Below are 21,247 nucleotides of genomic sequence, written 5' to 3'. Positions count from 1 at the left end.
TTCGATAGACTCGGGGTGTACGCGCCGAGGCAACGAGGCGTTGAGCCCGCGAGCACTAACCGGCCAAGCCACACAGTCATAACGCATCTGGATCGGACCCGCGGAACGGGTCCAGACGCAAACTGGACTACACGTACGACACGGTCGAGAGAGCCACCGATTACGGTTTGACGACGGTTCGATTCCGTCGATCGGCGTTACGGCGGCCACAGCGGCGGGGGACCTCCCGTACCCATCCCGAACACGGAAGATAAGCCCGCCTGCGTATCGGCTAGTACTGGAGTGGGCGACCCTCTGGGAACGGCGATTCGCCGCCGACCACTCATACTCCATCTTCAGGCCTCGCACAGCACCCGCTGTGTGGGGCCGCTCGTATTTATAGCGTGACCGCGGTAACGGCGCTCACAGGCGTCATCGCGCCGTACCGCTATGCTTAAACGAACGCAGTGAGTAACAACACCTGCGCCAAGGTGGCAGAGTCCGGCCGAACGCAGCGGCCTGCAGAGCCGCCTACCGCCGGTTCAAATCCGGCCCTTGGCTTATCGCGACGAACGAACGTGAAGAGCGACAGCCAAACGAGGATTTGAGCCCAGAGAACGAGCGGAGTGAGTTCTCGCGGTTCAAATCCGGCCCGTGGCTTCCTCCAGTTTTCTCACGTTCCAGCTAGGTGCAGTCACGAAGAGAACCCGTGTCTCGAGCAGTATTCCGCTTGCGAATACTGAGCGACGCTCCGCGTGAATGAGAAACGAGGCGGCGAGAAGCCCCTGTTCGGGGCGGTGCCGGTGGCAACGACAGGTGATCGTCCTCGCCGCCCGAGTGACAGTGTCTTCGATCCGACTGCGGTGATCGAGGTAAGGGTGTGAGTATGAACCCCCTGAATTGGTACCCTCCTCACCCTCACCTCGTAGGAAGATGGGTTCGGTGCTCCTGTAAACCTATTGGCCAACCGAAAGGTGCGAACGAGTGGTATCGTGTCGCTATGGTCGTCCAGCCGAAAGCCACCGCGAGCGACCCTCACTACTCCGGTGCCGTCGAGACGGTCGATACCCATCTGCACGTCGGCCGACCGGTACCCGATCGTCTCGGCGAATCGGTCCGGTCGATCGAGCGGCGAGCTCGAGGCCGGTGCGGAATCGATTTCGTTCGATCCTGAAACTCCAGTCGTGTTCCTCGATCGGAGAGCGACGTGGCAGCGATGGACGGCTCGCTGAAAGAACGGAGCAGTATCGCGGTGTTGGTCCGGGATGGGAGCACTAATCCGAGGATCAGTACGGCACGGTCGATTTCGTCACGTTGCAGCGGCTATCCAGTCGAATCTGAGCGGACGGGACAGCGGCGACTCTCGAGCGTCGGAGCGGAAGCCGGCCGATAAGACCAAGGTGTTCACCCCCTACGGTGAATGTGCGCGGTACGGTGGGCCGGCTTGTCGCTACGGCGAGGCGGTCGTTCGGGATAGGAACCTTCGACGTGGCAACGACAGAACGTTCCTACCTCGCCACCTGTTCCTATGAGGGCCAAATATAAATATTTTGGCCGTTGGTGGCGAAACCACCGTTCTCGACCGGTAGCAGGGCCACAACCCTCATATAGGGGAATTCGACACCCGTTCGAGCAGCGGCGGGAGTCGTTATCGAACGACCGTATGCTCGAGGGTGCCGATGCCGTCGACGGTGAGCGAGACGGTGTCGCCGTCCTCGAGGAACCGGCCGAGTTCGAGGCCACAGCCTTCGCCGACGGTGCCGCTGCCGATGACGTCGCCCGGGTGGAGTGTCGTCGACTGGGAGACGTGTTCGACGATGTCGGCGAAGGAGTGGTACATCTCGTCGACGGTGCCTTCTGACCACTGCTCGCCGTTGACGTGGGCGGTCATGGGTGCCTCGAGGACGTCGACGTCGTCGGCGGGAACGAGGTAGGGGCCGAGGCCGTTGGCGAAGTCCTTGCCCTTCGCGGGGCCGAGCCGGCCGTCCATCTCCTCGCCCTGGATGTCGCGGGCGCTGAAGTCGTTGAAGACGGTGTAGCCGGCGACGTACTCCTGGGCCTCGTCGGCGGACACGTCGCGGCCGCGCTTGCCGATCACGGCGGCGATCTCGAGTTCGTAGTCCATGATTTCGGAGTAGTCGGGCCACCGGATCGTCTCGCCGGGGGCGACGACGCTGTCCGGGTTCCCCGTGTAGAAGACCGGGAGGTCGTACCAGACGTCCGGAACGTCGCCGTCCATGCTGTTTTGGACGTGTTCCTCGATGGCCATGAAGTCCCGAAGCGAGTTCGGCCGCGGCAGGGGTGCGAGCAGGTCGTACTCTCCGGGTTCGTACCGGAGTGTTGCGCCGCTCGGGCCGCGTTCGGCGTCGGTCTCGGTCGCGTACGCCAGGGCCTCGCGCGCGTCCGCGATCGCGCGGTCGCCGCGCTCGAGGAACGCGATCATGTCGGGCGGGACGTGCGCGCGAGCCAGGTCGGCGGGGGCCGGTTCGCCCTCGGCCTCGAGTGTGGCACCGTAGGCGGCGGTGAGGTCGACGAGGGTGGCTTCGCCGGCCGGGGTCGCGTCGTTTTCGCTCGATTCGTCGACGGCACCGATCCGTTCGACGGTTCCCACGGGGGTCTCGACCGCGAAAGTGGCGAGTTTCACGCGGCCTCACCTCCCGTCCCGTCGGCCGCGGCGTCGACGAACGCCACCGGGCGGACCCAGCCGCCGCTTGCCCCGTCGATCTTGATGGGGACGGCGACGATCGGAATGCCGGTCCGCCGGGGCAGTGCGTCGAGGTTCGCCATCTTCTCGATCTGGCAGTACTCGACCTCCCGGCCGGCGAGGTGGGCTGGCCACAGCTCGGACGCGTTCCTCGTCTCGGTGTACCGATCCCCCATCGCGGTGAAGGGCTTGTCGAAGCCGTACGCGTCGATACCGATGATCCTGACGCTTCGCTCGACGAGGTACTTCGTCGCGTCGGCACCCATCCCGGGGAACTCGGTGAGGTACTCCGGTTGGCCCCACAGTGCGTCGGCCCCGGTCTGGATCAGAACGATCTCGCCGGGCGAGAGGTCGTGGTTCAGCTCCTCGAGCGCCGCCTCGACGTCCGCGGCCGAAATCTCCTCGCCGGGGTCCTTCGACCGGAAGTCGAGGACGACCGCGTTTCCACGACACCACTCGAGGGGCACCTCGTCGATCGTCTTCGCCGGCTCGCCGTCGACCGCGGGGCCGTAGTGCCAGGGGGCGTCCATGTGCGTGCCGGCGTGGGGGATCACCTCGAGGGCTTCCCAGGCCAGCCCCATCCCGTCGAGGAAGTCGTCGGCGTCGACGTCGTGGCCCATCGACTGGAGCTGTTCCGCGAGGCGCTCGGCCCCGGCTTCGTGATCGAACCGGTCGATCGTCGGGGGGTCGGGTTCGCTCGGCGTGCCGTCCTCGAGGCCGATACTGAGGTCGACGAGGTCGGTCCTGTCGGCTGTCAACGGGTTGTCCATAGCTGTCACGATTCGGGGAGCCTATATCAACTGCCACGGGCGCGGTGGCCCGTGGCTTGTCAGTGGACTCGCCGCGTCGTGCCGAGGGATTCCCGGCGTTCACGGGTCGACATCCCTGACTTCGAGGGCCGGTTGACGGCGGCCCATGGCCGACGACAGCTGTTGGCCGCCGACCACCACTACGATCTGGGAATGCCAACCACTAAAAAATACGTGTGGCCCAGTGGGTCGGCTTCTTCCCCGCCCACGGGGGCGGGGAATCCGCCTCGTCGCCTAGTTTGAAACTGACCCTCGGGTCGGTCGACTCCGCCTGCCGCGCCACGGCCGGCGTCCCGAATATGTCCGTCGGATCGACTAACTCCGTCAGGTTCGAAGCGACGGTATGGACTCCGACAGCGGACAACTCGCGGACCTCGCGGGTGAGGTGTTCGAGTTCGCCGACCTGATCGACTACCAGACCGGATCGATCGTCAGCAGGACCTTGGTCAACGAGGAAGCGGCGACGATGACCGTCTTCGCGCTCGACGAGGGACAGACGATCAGCGAGCACAGCGCCCCGCACGAGGCGACGCTTCAGGTTCTCGACGGAACGGGTCGGGTACGGATCGAAGACGAGACGTACGACCTCGAGGCGGGCGAGGCGATCGTCTTTCCGGCGAACACGCCCCACGCGGTCGAGGCTCCGTCGCGGTTCAAGATGCTGTTGACGATGGTTCGGTAGCTACCCGACCTCACAGTGGTCGGATCGGTCGTTCTCGAACGACGGTCAGCGTCGGTTCCAGGGTCGAATCCGTTACGCATCGATCGTGGGCGGTGAGATCAGGGCGCGTAGCGCTCGAGAAACTATTTACAGCGCGACGAAATGGTGACGGACATGTACGATTTCGTCGTGGTCGGCGTCGGCCCGGCGGGGGCGCGGTTCGCCCGCCGCGCCGCCGAAGACGGGTACGACGTGGTGGCACTCGAGAAGGGCCAGGTTGGCGAACCCCTCGCGTGTTCGGGCCACGTTAGCACCGACGTCTGGACGTTCACCGGTGAGGGTGCCCGCGAGGCCCTGTTCCAGAACGAGATCTACGGCGCGCGCTTTCACGTCGGCGGCCCTCGCAGCGACGCGTATCCGTTCTACAAACGGGAGGTCGCCTCGAACGTCATCGACCGCGTCGGCCTGGACCGCCACCTCGCGGACCTCGCGCGCGAGGCGGGGGCCGACGTCCGCGAGGAGCACACCGTCACCGCGGTCGAGGAGGGCCACGACCGCGTCACGGTCGAGTACAACGGACCCGACGGCCCCGGCACGCTCGAGGCGAAGATGGTCGCCGGTTGCGACGGGCCGCGCTCGCGGGTCCGGGAGGCGCTCGAGTTGCCCGAACCCGACGAACTGCTCCACGGCGTGCTCGCCTTCTCCGACGAGGAAGACCACCAGGACTTCGTCGACGTCCACCTCACCGCGCCGACGTTCTTCGCCTGGCGCATCCCCCGCGGCGACGCGGGCGTGGAGTACGGCCTCGCCGCCCCGCCGGGGGTGCAGGTCACCAAACACTTCGAGGAGTTGATCGACGGCTACGAGATCGACGTCTCGCACCGCTGTTCGGGCGCGATCCCGATCGGGCCGCCGGACCGGGTGACCACCCGACGCGGATTCTTGCTGGGCGACGCGGCCGCCCAGACCAAGCCGTTCACCGGCGGCGGCATCCTCTACGGCATGACCGCGGCCGACCACGCCGCCCGCGAAGTCGATCCGGATCGGCCGACGACGCTGGCTGCCTACGAGCGGGCCTGGCGCGACGACCTCGAGCGCGACCAGCAACTTGGCCGCTGGATTCGCCGGGCCTACTCGCTGCCCGAGCCGATTCAGCGGCTCGGTCTCGGGGCGCTGTCGGGCGAGATCGGCGTCCACATGGACCGACCGACGTCGCTCGTCTCGCCGTCGCACCTGCGCGCGATGCTCTCGCGGCTTCACGTGCGATAGGACCGCATCGTCGAATCGTTCCGAGCGGTCGGTAGCGCTGTGAACTGTTCAGTGCGTTCGATCGGCGGCTGTCGAAATGAAGCGTCCTGCTATCGTGGACACGGGGAGTTGCCACGCCCTCCCCAGCCGATTCGCTCCCGTTGGTCGCTCATCCCTCGCACGGTTTCGGTCGAGCGTCCTCCCTTTCGGTCGGCCGCTCGCCAGCGCGCGCCACCGCACGTGGTTTGCCAGATACGGAACGATACCTTCACAGCCTGGACAGATCGGCAAGACGCGCGAATCGTTCTCTGACCCGTTACCGTTCCGCTGGTGCGGTACCGGTCCACACATCGTCGCGTAGCCGACAGACCGAAGGCCTCGCTGGGGATACCATCGGAGGATGGCAGGTCGGCAGGCGGATGCGATCGGCGTTTTCGGGAGTCTCCTCGAGCGCGTCGGGATCATCGACGCGGAGCGGTTCCGGCCGACGGCCGAACTCGCGTGGCCGCGGATCGTCACGGGATTCGCGATCATGTCCAAGCAGACCGCGGACCTCGCGATGGTCGGCATCGCCGTCGGAACCGCCGGGACGGCAGGACTGGCGTACGCGCTGGCCTACTGGGAGGTGGTCACGATGCTGGGGCTGGGGCTGGCCGGTGGGACCGTCTCGCTCGTCTCGCAGAACTTCGGCGGCGAGGCCGACGAGCGTGCGTCGCTTGCGGTCACCCAGAGCATCCTGCTCGCGTTCGCCCTCGCGATCCCGTTGCTGGCCGTCTTCCTGCTGTTCGCCGAACCGCTTATCGCCCTGCTCGGGAACGAACCGGCACCGATCGCCCACGGGACCACCTACCTCGTCTACGTCGCGCCCGCCGTCCTCTTCGAGTTGTGCAATCTGATCGCCAGCCGCACCTACACGGGCGTCGGCGACACCTACACCGAGATGGTCGCTCGCGCCGGCGGCGCGGCGCTGAACGTCGTCCTCAGCGCGGTCTTCATCTTCGGGTTCGAGATGGGCGTCGCCGGCGCGGCTCTCGGGACGACGCTCTCGACCGGCGCTGTCACCGTCGTCCTCGCCTGGGGGATGGTCGGGCGATCGTACGGACGACTGGGCATGGAACCCAGTCCCGTTCCCGTGACGGCCGCGGGACTGCGCCCCGATCCGACGCTGCTGGGGCAGGTGATCGAGATCTCCGCGCCCGAGATCGGCCGCAGACTCGCTCAAGGCGTCGTCGTCTTCCCGCTGGTGTGGATCGCCGGGACGTTCGGGCCGGTCGTCGTCACCGCCCTCGAGGTGGGTCGGCGCGTCCGGAGCCTCATCAACAGCGTCAACTGGGGCCTCTCGCTGGCCTCGAGTTCGCTGGTCGGCCAGCGGCTGGGTGCGGGCGACGAGGACGAGGCGGGCGCGTACGGGGCGGCGATCATCCGCCTCGCGGCGGTGAGCTACGTCGCGCTGGCCGCGCTGGTCGTCGTCTTCGCCGAGCCGATCGCGAGCCTGTTCGTCGACGATCCCGCGGCGGGCGCTCGGGCCGCGCCGTTCGTCGCCGTCGCCGCCGTCAGCGCTGTGGGCATGGGAATCGACGGGACGGCCTCCGGAGCCTTGCTCGGCGCGGGCGACACCCGCCTGCCGTTTCTCGCCTCGCTGGTCGGCCGCTACGTCTTCGCGCTTCCCGTCGCCGCGCTCGGGTTGGTCACGCCGCTGGGCGTCGCCGCGCTGTACCTCGCGCTCCTGCTCGAGATGTTCGTCCCCGGCGGGATCAACTACTGGCTGTTCCGGCGCGGCCGCTGGAAGGCCGTCAGTCGTCGGTATCGCCCGTCTGCGGGCACCGACTGACGGGCACCCGGTCGAGCGACGCGTACTACTCGAGGACGGGGAGGCCGTTGGCCTCGAGAGACGAAAAGCACCGAACGAGCGCGAGGCCGACGGCGACGACGGCGACGGTCCCGATCGCGATGGGGAGGATCCCGTCGGGCGTGCCCATCGAGGCGGCCAGGGTCGACGCGGTGAGCGAGACGGCGAGGACGGTCGTCAACAGTGCGAGCGTCTTCCAACTCAGGGCGGTCCAGACCGATCGGTCGACGTATCGGTCCCGGGAGTAGGTCGATCCCATACGAACTTGTTACTGAAACAACACCATAAGGGTTGGGTAACGGCCGGTGTCGTCGCGACTCTCGGCGGCGTCACGGCGATACCGGATCTCAGGCGGTTGAGCCCACGAGTCCGCAGGCGATCCGCTCCGGTTCCTCGATCGATGCGCCGTCGATCGCGTCGGGCGCAAGCAACAGGATCGTGTCGTCGGGCATCGATTCGTGGGCGGTTACCGGATGCCCGAGTCGATCCGCCACGTCCTCGCGCTCGTCGACGTCGTCCTCGCGCTCGAGCAACAACTCGAGGTTCGCCCGCGAGAGCACGAAGACGAGGTCGCCGGGCGGCGTCCCCTCGCTCTCGGCGGTCTCGAGCAGCGTCGTCAGCGTCTCGAGGTCGAGGTCGTCGAACGATCGCATCGTCACGCGGTCGGTGTCCGATCCCGCGGCGTCGCTTGACTGGGTGCGGACCCGCGAGGCGAGTTCCTCGAAGTCGGTGCTCGAGTCGATGCCGGTCATACCTGACCTCGAGCGCCGGCGGCCGTCAGCGTAAGGCTGGCAGGTTCCGGCGTCGAGTCAGATGAACGGTCGCCAGTAGTACGGACTGACGAACCCCTCGATGAGGCCGGCGACCGCGAGCAGCAGGCCGACGCCGACGACGACCCAGAACGCCCGCTCGAGCGCGTCGGCGACCGCGTTCCTGTCTGCCCGGCCACGAACCGCCCGCCAGCCGACGACGCCGAGCCAGACCCCGAGCGCGCCCGAGACGAGGATCGCCGGGATCTCGAGGACGCCGTGGGGGAGCACGAACGCCAGCAGCTCGAGGGGTTCGGCCTCGAGGCGGGCGGTGACGCCGATGGCGACGCCGTTGAACACCACCGCGAAGAGGGCAGGGACGACGAACGCGAGACCGGCGAACGCCGTCGTAATCGCGACCAGCCAGTTGTTGCCGAAGAACTCGAGCGCGGCGGCGGGCGGGACGAGCCCCTCGAGACGGGTCTCGATCGACGCCTGCGGGAGGACGTCGGCGTAGGGGCCGACGAGCAGCCAGCCGCCGACGAAGGAGGCGACGCCGACGACGACCACGAAGGCGTGGATTCCGGGAGTGTCGCGGACGAACGCGGTGACTGCCCGCCAGCCGCGACCGAGGCCGGCACGCAACTGTGAGCGAACGGATCGCTCCGGCGGCCCGGGCGGTCGCGGGAGGCCGCGGTGCCGGCCGTAGAGGGCGGTCTTCAGCAGGTCCAGCGCAGGAAGCAGGACGAGCGTCGTCAGCAGCGAGGCGGCCATCACGACGTCGACGAACAGCAACAGTCCCGAGACGGCCGAGACGGCCAGCAGGGAGCCGACCGAGACGACGTAGTAGAAGCCGGCTTCGACCGGCCGACGGCGGACGAACCGGATCGCGTTCGAGAGGGAGTCGACGACGCTCACGTCGTCGACGACGACCGCGACGGGGGCGAACGCGAACACCGCACGCACGGCCAGTACCGCGACGACCGCGAGCAGCGCGCCCAGGAGGCCGACGAGGACGCCGAGCAGCGGTTCCAGGGCCGACGCCAGCAGCGCCACGAGCACGGTGGGGATGGCCACGACGAGGACGGCACCGATCCAGCACACCACCTCGAGTAGAAAGAGGCCCAGAAACCGGAGCCAGTGCCGTCGCAGACCCGCGATTCCCGTGACCAGCCCGCGATCGTCCCGGAGGCGGCCGTAACAGGCCGCGAGTTGTCCTGCCGAGACGAGCGCGGCCAGCACGAGGAAGCCGAGCACCACCAGGAGGATCGTCAGGAGGACGAGCAGGATCGTCGTCGGCGTCAGGACGGCGTCGAGGACGGGCCAGAGGTCGGACAGCCAGGCCTCGAGCGCCTCGGCGTCCTGGGGATCCGGCATCGGCTGCTCGAGGCCGTCCAGTTCCGCGAGGGCGGTCTCGAGCCGACCGGTCGCCGCGAGATACGCGTAGACCAGGGCACCGGCGAAAAACGGGACGATCCGAACGATCGCGGGGATGGCCGCGCCGAGCAGGTAGAAGGGGAGCAGATCGCTCGGGCGACGACGGAAGACCGCCGCGGCGGCACTGACGACGTCGGAGAGACTCATAGCGGTTCTTCGAAGTCCTGTCAGTTAAACGACTCCGCCGCGGCAACCCGGCCCGGTCAGTTGTAGGTCCGGTCGTCGAAGGTATCGCTCGAGTCGTCCCCGTCGTTGCTGGAGAGCCGCGGGGTGAAGCCGCCGGTGAGGATGACGGCGACGACGATGAGCGCGGCCGCGAGGACGACGTAGTCGGCGCTTGGCTCGTAGCCGGCGAGGCCGGCCCCGGTCGAAACGACGAAGATGGCGACCGCGAACACGACCGTCGCCAGGAGGCCGATGACGAGGATGCCGACGACGCTCGCGAGGAGACCGCTCAGCAGGCGGCGAATCGATGACATCGGTCCAGCGTTGTCAGTCCGGCTACGTAGTGGTTGCGCATCCTCCTTCCGACCGCATCGCCGCCAGCAGCGCCCGCGCCTGCTCGACGCCGTGTTCCCGGAGGGCCCGGGGAAACCGCCGCCGGGAGACCGCGAGCGCGTGCTCGAGCGCGCGGGTCGCGTCCTCGAGCACGCCCGCCCCGTGGCCGACGAGTACGCGGTCGGGCTCGAGGTCGCGGAGGTGCGCGCGCGGTGGCTGGAGCCGGCGGAGGACGCCGGTCCCGAGGCGTTCGTCGCCGACGGTGTAGCCGGGAGCGGTCGCGAGCGACTCGGGAACGTACAGCGTGTCGTCGCGCTCGCGGTAACAGAACGCTTCGCTCCACCCTGGCATCGGTTCACACCGCCGGAGCTCGAACCCCGACTCCCCGAGGCCGCCGGTGACGCGTTCGACGGGTGCCTCGAGGCGGTCGACGGCGCGGTCCATCCCGGACCAGGCCGGTATGGTAACGGGGACGTCGTACCGGCTGGCGAACCGGTCGGCGTCCCGGGCGTGCCAGTTGAAACAGACGGCAACGCCGGCCACGTCCCCGCGGTCGTCGATCGTCTCGACGGCGTCGGGGGTCCACAGCGGATCGAGCAGCCAGATTCCCCCGGGGCCGTCGACGGCGTGGCTCGCCCGTCGTCCGTGCTCGTGCGGGTGGGCGAGCCAGCCGAAGCCGCCCTCCCATTCGTCGATCACCGCGAGGTCGCGACTCCGCCCGCGTTCGTAGATCGTCATCGACCGGCCGTAACTCGCGGCCGCCCCATAGTTGTACCTGTGGAAGAACGATGGCGGGCCGTCGTCGAAGCCCGGCTCAGTCCGCCAGCCACGCCGGCAGGTCGTCGACCGACTCGAGAACCGCCGTCGCGCCTTCGGCCTCGTACTTCCGTCTCCCCTCCTCGCCGGTGAGGCCACCGGTCAGGACGCCGACGCCGTGATACTCCCGGTCCGGGTCCGCCTCCGCCGCGTTGACCGCGGTCCGCACGTCGTCGAGCGTGTCGCCGACGAAGACGACCGTCTCGGCGTCGAATCGCTCGGCCAGCGTCACGAGCGCCCGTGGGTGGGGTTTCCCCTCCTCCCAGTCGTCCATCGTGAACCGGCGGTCGGCCGCCACCGCGTCGTCGAGTCCGACGCGCTCGAGCGCGATTTCGGCCTCGGCGGCCGGCCGCCCCGTCAGGATCCCGACGTCGTAGGTCTCGAGCAGCGCCTCGCGGGCGTCGGCCGAGAGCAGGACGGGTTCGTCGTGGATGTATCCGCGCGTCGCGAGGTCGGGGTCGCCGCCCTCGAGGCCCCGGTAGAGTTCGGGGCCGAGGTACAGTTGCTGGAAGACGTCGCGCAGTCGCTCGCGGTCCCACCGGTCGCGTACCCGCTGGGTGGCCCGCGCGCCGATGGCCTCGCGGACGACGGTTTCGGCGGCCTCGAGGCCGCCGCCTGCGTCGGCGATGGCGTCGGTGTACTCGTCGATCGAGGCGCGATACCCTTCCGCCGTCGCCAGAACGTACAGCGCCGCGGCGTAGGTGAGTTCCCAGTCGTTGTTGAACCCGCCGGCGTCCTTGAACTGCTGTACGTCGTCCTTGCGGATCGTCCGGTCGTAGACGTGGTCGACGGACTCGACGATCGCCCGTCGGTAGGAGTCGGCGACGTCGACGAGCACCCCGTCGACGTCGAGCACGACGGCGTCTGCGTTCATATCCGTCCGCACGGACGCCCAGGATAAAGGTTCGCGGATTCGGTCGGCTTTCCCTCGAACGTGCGCCGCTCCCTGCGTCAGCCGACGGGAAGGGCTCCGGCGAGGAGCGGCAGTTCCTCGACCCCGATCGGTAGCTCGCCCGTGACGAGGACGAACGCGGCGAGGCCGAGCGCGATCGCATACAGGAGATCCGCCCACAGCCGGGAGAGCAGGTTCACGGCGACGATGAGCAGGACCACCGGCACACCGAGCAACACCAGCGGCGACCGACGCCACCGCGTGCGGGCCTGCTTCCAGAGGCTCTTCGCGTCGCCCGTACTCGGAAACGCGTAGGAGCCGACCGAGAGCCCGATCCAGGCCAGCAGGAGGCCGACCGCGGCCGCCTCCGGGGACGCCGCCCGCACGTCGTCGACGGTCGGGAAGAGCCACGCCAGGCCCAGAAACGCCGCGAAGGCGACGATCGTGTTGACGAGGAACGGCGCGACGCCGATGGCGAACGCCTGTCGGTACCGGGCCGGTTCCTCGTGGCGCACGTAACCCGGGGGATCACCCAGCCGGAAGTAGGCGACTTCGTGGATCGTCACGCCGAGCAGCCGGCAGACGACCGCGTGGGCGAACTCGTGGACGACGACGCCGGGGAGCGCGACGAGTTGGGCACCGATCCGGAGGAGCAGGCCGACGGTCACGGCCACGAGGACCAGCCCGACGACCGCGAGCACGACTGGATCCGAGAGCGATTCTGGGAGCACGTCGCTCGACATCCACACACTGGGGGACCTTCACGGTATCGGACCCGTCGCGTTCGCTGAGTGAACGACTCGAGTGGCTGTCGGGATCGTTCGAGGGGGTGAGGGAACTCACGGGGGACCTGCGGCCGCTGCGACGTACAGCGTCCCCTCGCGGATCGTCCGTCGCTCGACCGGCACCGCGGGCTGGTCCCCGCCGAGCGTCGTAAACAGGAAGTCGGCCGCGGCCTCCCGGGCGACGTCGCGGGCCGGCCGATGTAGCTCCGGCGGGAGGTTCCGGGCGTAGACGGCGTCGGCGTCTGCGTAGACCGACGGATCCGGCTCGAGCACGTCGTCGCGGACGAAGCGCACGCCCTCGGGCGTCGGCCGACGGTGGACGTCGGTGGCCGTCACGGCGACGCCGGCCCGGGCGAGTCGCGCGCCCAGGTCTGGTCGCCGGCCGATCCCCACCTCGACGACGCGGTCGTAGTCGACGAGGTGGTCGAACAGGTCGGGAGACGGCCGGCGAGAGTCGGACACGGCGGGACGTTTATGCTCCCCGCGTCCATATGGTTTGCCATGCTCGTCGATATCGTGCCGGTCGGCAGCGTCCCCGCGGAGGTCAAGCGGGCGGCCTCGGGGGCGTTGCGGTCGGTCTACGACTGCGACGTGTCGGTCAACGACGCGCAGTCGGTCCCCAACGGCGCGTACGACTCCGGTCGCAACCAGTACTCCGCCGAGCCCTTCATCCAGTTGGCCGAACGCGTCGGCCGCGGCGACAAGAACATCGCGATCACCCCCCACGACCTCTTCTACCGGCGACGGAACTACGTCTTCGGCCTCGCGTACCTCGACGGCAGCGGCAGCGTCGTCTCGACCTACCGCCTGCAGACCTCGAGCGACGGCGGCTTCTCGAACAAAAGCGCCAACGAGATCTTCGAGAACCGCGTCCGCAAGGAGATCGTCCACGAGATCGGCCACACCTACGGCCTCGAGCACTGCGACAACAACCGCTGCGTGATGAACTTCTCGCCGACCGTCCGCGAAGTCGACATCAAGGAAGAGAACCTCTGTGGCAGCTGTCAGCGCCGTATCGGCTGATCGTCGGCCCACGTACCGATCCGGCCGGCACACGAGTCTTTTTGTTCGTCGCCGACGCGTGTTGGGACAATGGCTGGCTCTCCCTTCGAAACGAAGGTCGAGGAGTACGAGGCGTGGTTCGACGCCCACCGGGGAGCCTACCGTGCCGAGCAGACCGCCCTCGAGCACGCCGTGCCGGACGACCTCGACCGGTCCGACGGGCTGGCGATCGGCGTCGGAACGGGACGGTTCGCCGGCCCGCTGGATCTCTCCGTCGGGGTCGATCCCGCGGCCGGAGCACTCGAGCGGGCCGCCGACCGGGGAGTCGACCCCGTTCGCGGCGTCGCCGAGTCGCTTCCGGTCGCCGACGACGCCGTCTCCCTCGTCGCGCTCGTGACCGTCCTCTCGTTCGTCGACGACGTCGAGGCGACGCTCGCGGAGGCCCGTCGGGTCCTCGCCGACGACGGGGCGCTCGTCGTCGCCGTCCTCGATCGCTCGAGCCCCGTGGGGCGGATCTACCAGGAGTCCAAAGACGAGGATCCGTTCTACGCTCACGCGGAGTTTCTGACCGCCGCCGAGGCCTGCGAGGCGCTCGAGGCCGCCGGCTTCGCGATCGAACAGCGCCTCCAGACGATCTTCGACGATCCGGCCGAACTCGAGGCGAAGGCGATGCGATCGGCGGACGTCCGCGAGGGCCACGGCGACGGCCTGTTCGCGGTGATCCAGGCGATCCCCGACGGGAACTGAGCGGGGCGACCGTCCCCCGCGACGGGTCGGTCAGGGGAACGACTTACGCCGCTCGATCCCGTACCGACGGCGAACCAGAGCCGTGACCGACGACTCCGACGCGCCCGCTCGGAACGACGATCCGATCGACGACCGCGAGGACGGCTCGAGCGACGAGGTCGAGATCGAGATCACCCGCGGCGTCGCTCCCGATCGGGACACCGACCGCGAAGGCTCACGAGACAGCGGCGGCTCTGTCGACGACGACGTCTCGCCGCGTCGCCCCCGCTATCCTCCCGAGACCGACCTCGCCGACGAACTCGGCCGGATCGACGTGATGACCACGCCGGAGGGGTACGTCGAGGGCCGCATCACCGACCTCACGACGGTCGACGAGACGACCGTCCGGCTGACGGCGTCGCTTCCCCACGGCGAGACCGTCTCCTTTACCCTCGAGAAGCCGATTCCGTGGTCCCGGGAGTTCCTGCTCGCGCGGATCGTCGAGGACGCGGGCTACGACGCCGCCTCGATCGATCACGCCGTCGGCGAACCCGTCTACCTCCAGCGGACGGATCTCGAGGAGGACGACGCGGACGACTGGTGGTCGCCATCACTGCAGGCGGCGGGCGACGCCCTGCTGTCGTCGCTGTCGGGCGGCCGCTACCGACTCGAGCGCGAGACGGGCCCGGAGTGGCGACTCGTGGACCCGCTCGAGCGCCCCCACCGGACGGACGGCGACGCCGCCGCCACCCCGCGCGAAGCCCTCCTCGGGGCTGGCATCGTCGTTTTCGGGGTGGTGATCGCGGCCGTCGGTGCCGTGATCGGGGCGACCGGCGGCCTCGTCCTCTCGAGCGGCGTCGTCGGAGCGGTCCTGCTCGGACTGCTGATCGTAACGCTGGGGCTCGGCGTGGTCTTCCGGAGTCGGCGCGAGCATTGATACGGATTACTGTAACGATTTACCGGCGCACCCGCGACCGGAGCGGCGGGTGCGCCGGAAATGACTTACAGTAAACCGTATGAGAAACGGCGATTGACCCCGGGAAAACGGCGACTTCAGGGCGCGTAGTAGTACTCGCCGTCCGCTTTCTGCTGTTTGTCGAGTTGCGAGTCGGGCTTGTTGATCCGTGGGCGCGAGGTGCGCTCGTCGCGGCGGAACGTGACCTCGAGGTTCGCGAGGAACTCGTTCATGCCCTCGCGCATCGACTGGGGCTGGCCGGCGTGCCCGTGGACGGCGGGTTCGCCGTCGAAGACCATCAGCCGATCCGCGAGCAGGTCGATCATGTAGATGTCGTGGTCGATGACCATGACCGTCGCGTCCTGCTGTTCGGCGTAGCGCCGGATGGCGCTCGTGGCCTGCACCCGCTGTTCGACGTCGAGGTGTGCGGAGGGCTCGTCGAGCAGGTAGAGATCCGCCGAATCGGAGAGACAGGCAGCGATGGCGACGCGCTGTCGTTCCCCACCCGAGAGGTCCGAGAGGTTCTGCTCCATGATTTGCTCGAGCTGGAGCGGTTTCGCGATCTCGGTGTTCCAGTAGGAGGAGCCAAACTGGTCCGTGATCGAGGAGAGGAACGCGTCGACCCGCATGTGCTGGTCGATGGTGACGTACTGGGGTTTGTACGAGATGTCCAGATCCAGGTCCGCGTCGCCCTCGTCGGGGTCCAGATTCCCGGTCAGCAGTTTCGCGAAGGTGGACTTCCCGATCCCGTTGGGGCCGACGATCCCCAGGACTTCGTTCTCGTGGATCTGGCCGCTCTCGACCTCGAGCGAGAACTCGCCGTCGCCGTAGCTCTTGGTGAGGTCGGGATACTCCACGAGTACGTCGCCGTGGACGTCGGTCCGTGGCGCGTGTTCTTCGAACTCGATCGGGTCCGGCCGGATCCGCATGTTCTCGTTGTCGAGGTAGCCCGCGAGGTACTCGTTGATCCCGTTGCGAACCGACTTGGGCGAGGTGACAACGCCGTAGGCACCCGGCTCACCGTAGGCGACGTGTAGCGTATCCGCCAGCAGGTCGAGGATCGCCAGGTCGTGCTCGACGACGAGCATCGACTTGTCCTCCTCCTCGGCGAGTTCGCGGATCAACCGCGCCGCCGTCACGCGCTGGCCGATGTCGAGGTAGGGCGTGATCTCGTCGAGGAAGTAAAAGTCCGTATCCCGCGCGAGGGTAGCCGCCAGCGCGACCCGCTGGAGTTCGCCGCCGGAGAGGTCGTCGATCGACTGCTCCATGACGGGTTCGATCGAGAGCCGTTCGACCAGTGACTCGAGCGCGCCCCGCTCGTCCGTCCGCTCGAGCAACTCGCGGGTGTTGCCGTCGAACGTATCGGGGATCTGGTCGACGTACTGGGGTTTGCGGGCGACGGTCACCTCGCCGTCCCGGACGTCCGCGATGTAGTCCTGCAATTCGGTTCCACGGTAGGCCTCGAGGACGTCGTCCCAGTCGATTTCTTCCTCGTGGCGGCCGAGGTTCGGCTCGAGTTCGCCCGCGAGGATGCGGACGGCCGTCGTCTTCCCGATCCCGTTGGGGCCGAGGATGCCCGTCACCTGCCCCTCCTGTGGCGCGGGGAGGCCGTACAGCGAGAAGGCGTTCTCCCCGTAGCGGTGGGCGGGATCGTCCTGCAGTTCCTTCGGCAGGTTGATGATCTCGATGGCGTCGAAGGGACACTTCTCGACGCAGATCCCACAGCTTTCGCCCAGACAGATCTCCTCGGAGATCTGAATCTGCTCGGGCTGGCCCTCCTCGGTTTCCTCGCCCCGGAGGGTGATACACTCCTTGCCGGTGCGATTGGGCGGGCAGTAGTTCTTGCACTCGTAGCTACACCGGTCGGGCTGGCACCGATCGAGGTCTACGACGGCGATACTGTCGTCTGCCATGGTTAGGCTGGGAGGTAGTCAGCGGCTTCGGAGGTCAGGAGGATTCCCCACGTCACGAACCAGAACGCGAACGTCATGAACACGATGTACAGGTAGTTTTTCACGCTGAATTCGTCGTCGCTGTAGATGTCCGTGAAGTCGTAGAGGATGAACTGCACGAGAATCGCCCCGGCGACGAGCATGAGCGCCGTGGTATCACTCGCGACCTCGTTCGCCGTCTCGAGCGACGTGATCTCGCCCGTCATCGACATGGACGCGAGTGCTGCACCGACGCCGAGCAGCGCTGCCAGCGCCGTCACGCTGATCGAGCGGATGTGCTCGCGTCGGTCACTGATCGATTCGGTCGACATGGGAGAACCTCTGTCGTCGGGCGTGAAAAGGTGTTCGGGTTCGTCGTGGCTCCGTTCAGCCGACCTGGACCGCGTCGACGTCGATGTCGACCGCCGAGTCGGCGATGATGTCTTCCGGCGAACTGCCGGCGTTGCCGGTCCTGTCGTCGACGGAATCGACCTCGATCGTCGCCGAATCCTCCCGGTCCTCGCTCCGGACGGTCACCTCGCCGACGCCGTCGTCGTCGAAGCCGGTCTGCCAGACGAGGTCGATCGTCGTCGACTCGTCGTCGTCCAGGCTACTTTCAAGGGTCACCTGCTTCGTATCGACGATCTGGCCGTCGGGGTCCGTGAGCGTGATCGTCTGCGTGACGTCTTCCTCGTTGCGGTCCTGGTATCGGCTCGTCACCGTGACCTCGACCGTGGCGGCTTCGCCGGCCGTCACGTTCTCGACGTCGTCGATATCGACCTCGAAGACGCCCTCGGCCTCGAGTTCCCAGGCGAACCGCGGGTAGTCCTCGGGGATGGCGACCCAGGGGCCGCCCTCGTCTTCGTACTCGAGGTTGTCCATTCGACCGGGATCGGTGACGTCGAGGCCCTGCATTTCGGCTGTCGTGCGGCCGATCCAGTCACCCTGGATGTCGCTGGGGTCGAGACGATCCCTGTACCAGTTGCCGACCTCTCCGTAGGGATCGGACTCGATCGTTTCGTCCCAGTAGACGCTGTCGGCGAAGCGGTCGCCGCCGGAGAGGACGTGGCCGACGATGGCACCGGCGTCGGAGTCGCTGCCGCTGGCGGTGCCGGTGGTGTACATCTGCTCGAACTCCGAGTCGACGTAGGAGGAGGTGCCGACGATGGAACCGACGTATTTGGAGCCGCTGACGTCGGTTTGCGTGTAGGCCGTCGACACCTGGGTTTCCCAGGTCGCCCGGCCGACCAGTCCGCCGATTCCTTCGTGGTTCAGTTTGTTGCGACCGGTAACTGCAATCTCTCCGCCGACGACGGTGCCTTCCGCGACGAGGCGGTTGTCGATGTTGGCGTGTGCTCCGTCGCCGATCAGTCCCCCTACGAGTTGCTCCTCTCCCTCGACGTACCCTTCACTTCTCGCGTTTTCTACGGTCCCGCCAGCTTGTCCGGCGAGGGCACCGACGTGTTGCTGGCCGTGTACGTAGACATCAGTGAGTCGGACGTTCTGTATCGTGGACCCCCAGCCGACGGGTGCGTCATTTGACGGGTAGTTGGTTGCTCCGAACAGCCCGACGAACCGTTCGTTCGGCCGATCGATATACAGCCCCCTGATCTCGTTCCCGTTCCCGTCGAACTCTCCGCTGAACGCGTCACCGTCCCAGTTGGAAATATCGTTCTTGTTCGGATAGTTATTTCCGTCTTGACCGATCGGCTCGAATCCCTGCGGACTGCTTCGCTCGTAGGTGATCTCTAGCTCCGACCAATCGTCGAAGTATCCGGGCGAGTCCCGAATCTCGATAATTCCGTTCTCCGGATCGACGAGTTCGAAGTCGGGACCAGTACCATAGTAACCGCCACCGTCGACGTGAACCGATCCATCGACGACGGACGTCTTACTGAGATTGATCCGGTCGCCATAGGTGAAATCCGTCCCGTCGTCGGTCTCTGCCTCTTCGTGTATCGCCGTCGTTCCGCTGTTCCAGAACTTCGTCCCGTGGGCGTCGATGTCGTCGACGAGTTCGTAGTGGGCGTCGAGACCCTGGTCGTTGATACACTGGAGTTGATCGACGTTGCCCACCTGGTACGGATCCGATGACGTTCCGCTTCCGTCGTAACTGACTTCTCGGCAGACCGGGCCCTCCCGTTCGACGACGACGACTGCTTCCGCCTCGTCGTCGTCGGTTCTCACCGTGACGCGATCGGTTCGTTCCCCGACGCCGGGGTAGTCGAGTGTGATGGTTCTGTCACCCGACACGGTGACGGTTTCTCGATCGACGACCCCGCCGTCGAACCCCTCGAGCACGACGCTCTGTCTCGTCTGACCGCCGAGTGCTTCGAGGTTGGCCTCGACCGACACCGTATCGCCTTCCTCGACGGAGTCCTCGAGCACCTCGACGTCGGTGATCTCGAGCAATGGCTCGACGTCGACGTCGACCGTCTCCGTGTTGGCTTGCGTCCCGACGGTCAACTCGGGGTCGGAGTCGGAGGGGATGGGTGCAGTCCCCCATTCGAACGTCACCGTCTTGCTGTCGTGCCTGTCGAGGTGTAGTTCGCCGATGTCGACCACGTTGCCGTCGAATCCGCCGAGCCAGACGTACTGGGTGTCTTCTTCGCCCTGGTTTTCGATTTCGGCTTCGACGGTAACCGTCTCTCGCGGGGTAATCGGCTCGCCGACGACGTTCGTCCACTCGATACTGAACTCGGGCGGGTTCTCATCGACGAGGAAGGATCCTCGATCGGTCAACGAGTCGTCGCCGGGATCGGTTTCGACCTGGTACTCGTAGGTCTCTCCCGGTTCGACCCCGATCGGTTGGTTCCCGTTCCCAGCGCCGTTTCCGTTTCCGGTATTTCCGCTCTTTGTCACGAAGCGGTGATTCGCGTTTGATCCGCCCCAGGCCCAGTCGTAGTCACCGTCTGTTCGAATGGATTCGCCGGGAGCGATTTCGTCGTTCGACGTGAGTTGACGTGTCTCGACGACCGCCCCTGATTCGTTCCAGATCGTGATGGTGGCAGTGACGTGGTCCGCCTCGTCTCCGTAGTTGGTCAGCGTCGTGTTAATGTAGAAGTCAGTGCCATGTTCGAGGATGTTGCCGGCGATTGTGTGTCCGTTGCTATGTGGCGATAGTCCGTGATCCTCGTCGATCAGGAAGTGTGGGTCGATCGGGGCTTCGCCGATCTCCTCGATCGTCATCACGACCTCGTCGTTCGACGGTCGGTCTACGTCGACGGCGAACGTGTCGACCTGCTCGATTTCGCTCTCGAGGTGGCGTTCCCAGCCGTCGGCGTACTGGCTTTCGATCTTGATGGCGACGTCGTTAGTAGCGTTCTCGACGACCGAACTGAGGTTCGCTGCCGCCTGCGATGCGCCATCGGGGTCCTGTTGGGCGATCGATCGCGCTCCCGGGCCGTTGCCCGAACTGACCTGCATGAACTCCAGGTTGAGCGTGTCGTTCCTGCCGAAGCCGATCTCAGGTGACTCCACGGTGCGTGCACCGGAGTCAGTGAGTTCGAAGATTCCGCCGCCCTGGTGGGCGATCCGTCGGTCGTTGGCGTCGAACTCGAGCGCGCCGAGTTCTTCGGTGACGGTTCGATCCGGATCGCTCCACTGTGGGTCTTCGATCGAACTGTTGTATGCCGTGACCGAGATCGATCCGTCGCCGGCCACCTGTGGCTGACAGTTAGGATCGTCGAACTCGAGCGACCGTTCGGAACCTGTACCAACGACGGTTCCGAGGCGGTGGTCGGATTCGTCGACACAGAGGTCGACCTTCTCGTTGTTGATGTTGGATTCGAAGGCGGCGATCATCTCGGACCCCGTGACGAAGACGAGTCCCGCCCCGATGAGCACCATCGTAAACAACAACGCCACCGCGACGACCGGACTCAGTCCCCGATCCGACGAGTCCGGCAACCCAGGACGATTCTCCCCTGCCATTTTCTCATTCAACGAACTCTACATATAAAAACTTTCACGATGTCTGTGAGGTCAAACAAGGGATCTAGCGATCTTTGCGAACTCGAGGCACGATTTCACCCGATGACGGACCGTCCGGTTCGGACCGGGGGCGCTGGTGATACGATGGGGCCACCCGGGTCGGCCGGATCCCGTCGGTCTGTGAGCGAGTCAGTACCGGATCGTACGCCGAACGCTCGACTCACAACTGGATCGAAATGTAGGGACCGAACCGACAGTACGACCGTCTGACTA

At 66.8% G+C, this 21,247-nt stretch carries 19 protein-coding genes, 1 tRNA gene and 1 rRNA gene; 8 read left to right on the top strand and 13 right to left on the bottom strand.

What is annotated here, in order from left to right; translation table 11 throughout:
- Positions 1-198 precede the first annotated feature (198 nt).
- Together rrf and TX79_RS14805 are read left to right on the top strand one after the other, a co-directional pair.
- Positions 199-320 (top strand): 5S ribosomal RNA (rrf, locus tag TX79_RS14810).
- Positions 321-464: 144 nt separating this feature from the next.
- Positions 465-540: transfer RNA gene (locus tag TX79_RS14805), tRNA-Cys, on the top strand.
- 1,087 nt (positions 541-1,627) lie between these two features.
- Here the strand turns inward: TX79_RS14805 and TX79_RS14800 are convergent.
- Together TX79_RS14800 and TX79_RS14795 are read right to left on the bottom strand one after the other, a co-directional pair.
- Positions 1,628-2,623: a fumarylacetoacetate hydrolase family protein gene (locus TX79_RS14800; protein ID WP_049928215.1), complete on the bottom strand. Its 996-nt coding sequence runs from the start codon at positions 2,621-2,623 to the stop codon at positions 1,628-1,630.
- Entirely contained in the window at positions 2,620-3,453 is an 834-nt protein-coding gene (locus TX79_RS14795; RefSeq protein ID WP_049928214.1) for a cyclase family protein, read from the bottom strand. Before TX79_RS14795 ends, TX79_RS14800 begins: the two co-directional genes overlap by 4 nt.
- A gap of 382 nt (positions 3,454-3,835) precedes the next feature.
- Between TX79_RS14795 and TX79_RS14790 the strand changes: the two genes are divergently transcribed.
- The 3 genes from TX79_RS14790 to TX79_RS14780 all read left to right on the top strand — a co-directional run bounded on the left by TX79_RS14790 (position 3,836) and on the right by TX79_RS14780 (position 7,232).
- On the top strand, positions 3,836-4,174 hold the full coding sequence (locus TX79_RS14790) for a cupin domain-containing protein (protein ID WP_049928212.1): 339 nt from the start codon (positions 3,836-3,838) through the stop codon (positions 4,172-4,174).
- A gap of 153 nt (positions 4,175-4,327) precedes the next feature.
- Complete coding sequence (locus TX79_RS14785; protein WP_049928423.1) at positions 4,328-5,422, top strand: geranylgeranyl reductase family protein; 1,095 nt, start codon at positions 4,328-4,330, stop codon at positions 5,420-5,422.
- Positions 5,423-5,801: 379 nt separating this feature from the next.
- On the top strand, positions 5,802-7,232 hold the full coding sequence (locus tag TX79_RS14780) for an MATE family efflux transporter (protein WP_049928211.1): 1,431 nt from the start codon (positions 5,802-5,804) through the stop codon (positions 7,230-7,232).
- A 25-nt stretch (positions 7,233-7,257) separates the two neighbouring features.
- On the opposite strand, the gene TX79_RS14775 is transcribed toward TX79_RS14780, so the two are convergent.
- From TX79_RS14775 to TX79_RS14740, 8 genes are all read right to left on the bottom strand, one after another.
- Positions 7,258-7,509 (bottom strand): hypothetical protein, encoded by a 252-nt coding sequence (locus TX79_RS14775; protein WP_049928210.1) that lies wholly within the window; start codon positions 7,507-7,509, stop codon positions 7,258-7,260.
- An 88-nt stretch (positions 7,510-7,597) separates the two neighbouring features.
- Positions 7,598-8,002 carry a hypothetical protein gene (locus TX79_RS14770; protein WP_049928209.1) on the bottom strand — a complete coding sequence of 135 codons (405 nt, stop codon included), beginning with the start codon at positions 8,000-8,002 and terminating at the stop codon, positions 7,598-7,600.
- Positions 8,003-8,059: 57 nt separating this feature from the next.
- Entirely contained in the window at positions 8,060-9,583 is a 1,524-nt protein-coding gene (locus TX79_RS14765; protein WP_049928208.1) for a stage II sporulation protein M, read from the bottom strand.
- A 56-nt stretch (positions 9,584-9,639) separates the two neighbouring features.
- Positions 9,640-9,915 carry a hypothetical protein gene (locus tag TX79_RS14760; RefSeq protein WP_049928207.1) on the bottom strand — a complete coding sequence of 92 codons (276 nt, stop codon included), beginning with the start codon at positions 9,913-9,915 and terminating at the stop codon, positions 9,640-9,642.
- 22 nt (positions 9,916-9,937) lie between these two features.
- Positions 9,938-10,672, bottom strand: a complete 735-nt coding sequence (locus TX79_RS14755) for a hypothetical protein (protein ID WP_049928206.1) — start codon at positions 10,670-10,672, stop codon at positions 9,938-9,940.
- 76 nt (positions 10,673-10,748) lie between these two features.
- Positions 10,749-11,624 (bottom strand): TIGR01548 family HAD-type hydrolase, encoded by an 876-nt coding sequence (locus TX79_RS14750; protein ID WP_049928205.1) that lies wholly within the window; start codon positions 11,622-11,624, stop codon positions 10,749-10,751.
- Between the two features lie 77 nt (positions 11,625-11,701).
- Positions 11,702-12,373, bottom strand: a complete 672-nt coding sequence (locus TX79_RS14745) for a metalloprotease family protein (RefSeq protein ID WP_230198584.1) — start codon at positions 12,371-12,373, stop codon at positions 11,702-11,704.
- Positions 12,374-12,481: 108 nt separating this feature from the next.
- Positions 12,482-12,889 (bottom strand): UPF0146 family protein, encoded by a 408-nt coding sequence (locus TX79_RS14740; RefSeq protein WP_195892506.1) that lies wholly within the window; start codon positions 12,887-12,889, stop codon positions 12,482-12,484.
- A 39-nt stretch (positions 12,890-12,928) separates the two neighbouring features.
- On the opposite strand from TX79_RS14740, the gene TX79_RS14735 reads away from it, so the two are divergent.
- From TX79_RS14735 to TX79_RS14725, 3 genes are all read left to right on the top strand, one after another.
- Positions 12,929-13,450 (top strand): archaemetzincin family Zn-dependent metalloprotease, encoded by a 522-nt coding sequence (locus TX79_RS14735; protein WP_049928201.1) that lies wholly within the window; start codon positions 12,929-12,931, stop codon positions 13,448-13,450.
- 69 nt (positions 13,451-13,519) lie between these two features.
- Positions 13,520-14,176 (top strand): class I SAM-dependent methyltransferase, encoded by a 657-nt coding sequence (locus TX79_RS14730; RefSeq protein WP_049928200.1) that lies wholly within the window; start codon positions 13,520-13,522, stop codon positions 14,174-14,176.
- Between the two features lie 82 nt (positions 14,177-14,258).
- Positions 14,259-15,092: a hypothetical protein gene (locus TX79_RS14725; protein ID WP_049928199.1), complete on the top strand. Its 834-nt coding sequence runs from the start codon at positions 14,259-14,261 to the stop codon at positions 15,090-15,092.
- Between the two features lie 116 nt (positions 15,093-15,208).
- Here the strand turns inward: TX79_RS14725 and TX79_RS14720 are convergent, their stop codons facing one another.
- From TX79_RS14720 to TX79_RS14710, 3 genes are read right to left on the bottom strand one after another with little or no spacing between them, the layout of a single operon-like run.
- Positions 15,209-17,023, bottom strand: a complete 1,815-nt coding sequence (locus tag TX79_RS14720; protein WP_049928198.1) for a ribosome biogenesis/translation initiation ATPase RLI — start codon at positions 17,021-17,023, stop codon at positions 15,209-15,211.
- A gap of 2 nt (positions 17,024-17,025) precedes the next feature.
- The gene (locus TX79_RS14715; RefSeq protein ID WP_049928197.1) at positions 17,026-17,373 is read right to left on the bottom strand and encodes an EMC6-like membrane protein; all 348 of its coding nucleotides are present in this window, start codon (positions 17,371-17,373) and stop codon (positions 17,026-17,028) included.
- 55 nt (positions 17,374-17,428) lie between these two features.
- The gene (locus tag TX79_RS14710) at positions 17,429-20,974 is read right to left on the bottom strand and encodes a DUF7289 family protein (RefSeq protein ID WP_049928195.1); all 3,546 of its coding nucleotides are present in this window, start codon (positions 20,972-20,974) and stop codon (positions 17,429-17,431) included.
- Between the last annotated feature and the right edge of the window lie 273 nt (positions 20,975-21,247).

This window comes from Halopiger goleimassiliensis (assembly GCF_000455345.1).
In the GTDB taxonomy this organism is placed as follows: Archaea; Halobacteriota; Halobacteria; order Halobacteriales; family Natrialbaceae; genus Halopiger_A; species Halopiger_A goleimassiliensis.
This window is presented reverse-complemented; position numbering and strand designations above follow the sequence as displayed.

Coding starts and splice junctions, on each gene's coding strand:
- TX79_RS14795 (WP_049928214.1), bottom strand. CDS start 3,453: ATGGACAACCCGTTGACAGCCGACAGGACCGACCTCGTCGACCTCAGT.
- TX79_RS14790 (WP_049928212.1), top strand. CDS start 3,836: ATGGACTCCGACAGCGGACAACTCGCGGACCTCGCGGGTGAGGTGTTC.
- TX79_RS14785 (WP_049928423.1), top strand. CDS start 4,328: ATGTACGATTTCGTCGTGGTCGGCGTCGGCCCGGCGGGGGCGCGGTTC.
- TX79_RS14780 (WP_049928211.1), top strand. CDS start 5,802: ATGGCAGGTCGGCAGGCGGATGCGATCGGCGTTTTCGGGAGTCTCCTC.
- TX79_RS14775 (WP_049928210.1), bottom strand. CDS start 7,509: ATGGGATCGACCTACTCCCGGGACCGATACGTCGACCGATCGGTCTGG.
- TX79_RS14770 (WP_049928209.1), bottom strand. CDS start 8,002: ATGACCGGCATCGACTCGAGCACCGACTTCGAGGAACTCGCCTCGCGG.
- TX79_RS14765 (WP_049928208.1), bottom strand. CDS start 9,583: ATGAGTCTCTCCGACGTCGTCAGTGCCGCCGCGGCGGTCTTCCGTCGT.
- TX79_RS14760 (WP_049928207.1), bottom strand. CDS start 9,915: ATGTCATCGATTCGCCGCCTGCTGAGCGGTCTCCTCGCGAGCGTCGTC.
- TX79_RS14755 (WP_049928206.1), bottom strand. CDS start 10,672: ATGACGATCTACGAACGCGGGCGGAGTCGCGACCTCGCGGTGATCGAC.
- TX79_RS14750 (WP_049928205.1), bottom strand. CDS start 11,624: ATGAACGCAGACGCCGTCGTGCTCGACGTCGACGGGGTGCTCGTCGAC.
- TX79_RS14735 (WP_049928201.1), top strand. CDS start 12,929: ATGCTCGTCGATATCGTGCCGGTCGGCAGCGTCCCCGCGGAGGTCAAG.
- TX79_RS14730 (WP_049928200.1), top strand. CDS start 13,520: ATGGCTGGCTCTCCCTTCGAAACGAAGGTCGAGGAGTACGAGGCGTGG.
- TX79_RS14720 (WP_049928198.1), bottom strand. CDS start 17,023: ATGGCAGACGACAGTATCGCCGTCGTAGACCTCGATCGGTGCCAGCCC.
- TX79_RS14715 (WP_049928197.1), bottom strand. CDS start 17,373: ATGTCGACCGAATCGATCAGTGACCGACGCGAGCACATCCGCTCGATC.
- TX79_RS14710 (WP_049928195.1), bottom strand. CDS start 20,974: ATGGCAGGGGAGAATCGTCCTGGGTTGCCGGACTCGTCGGATCGGGGA.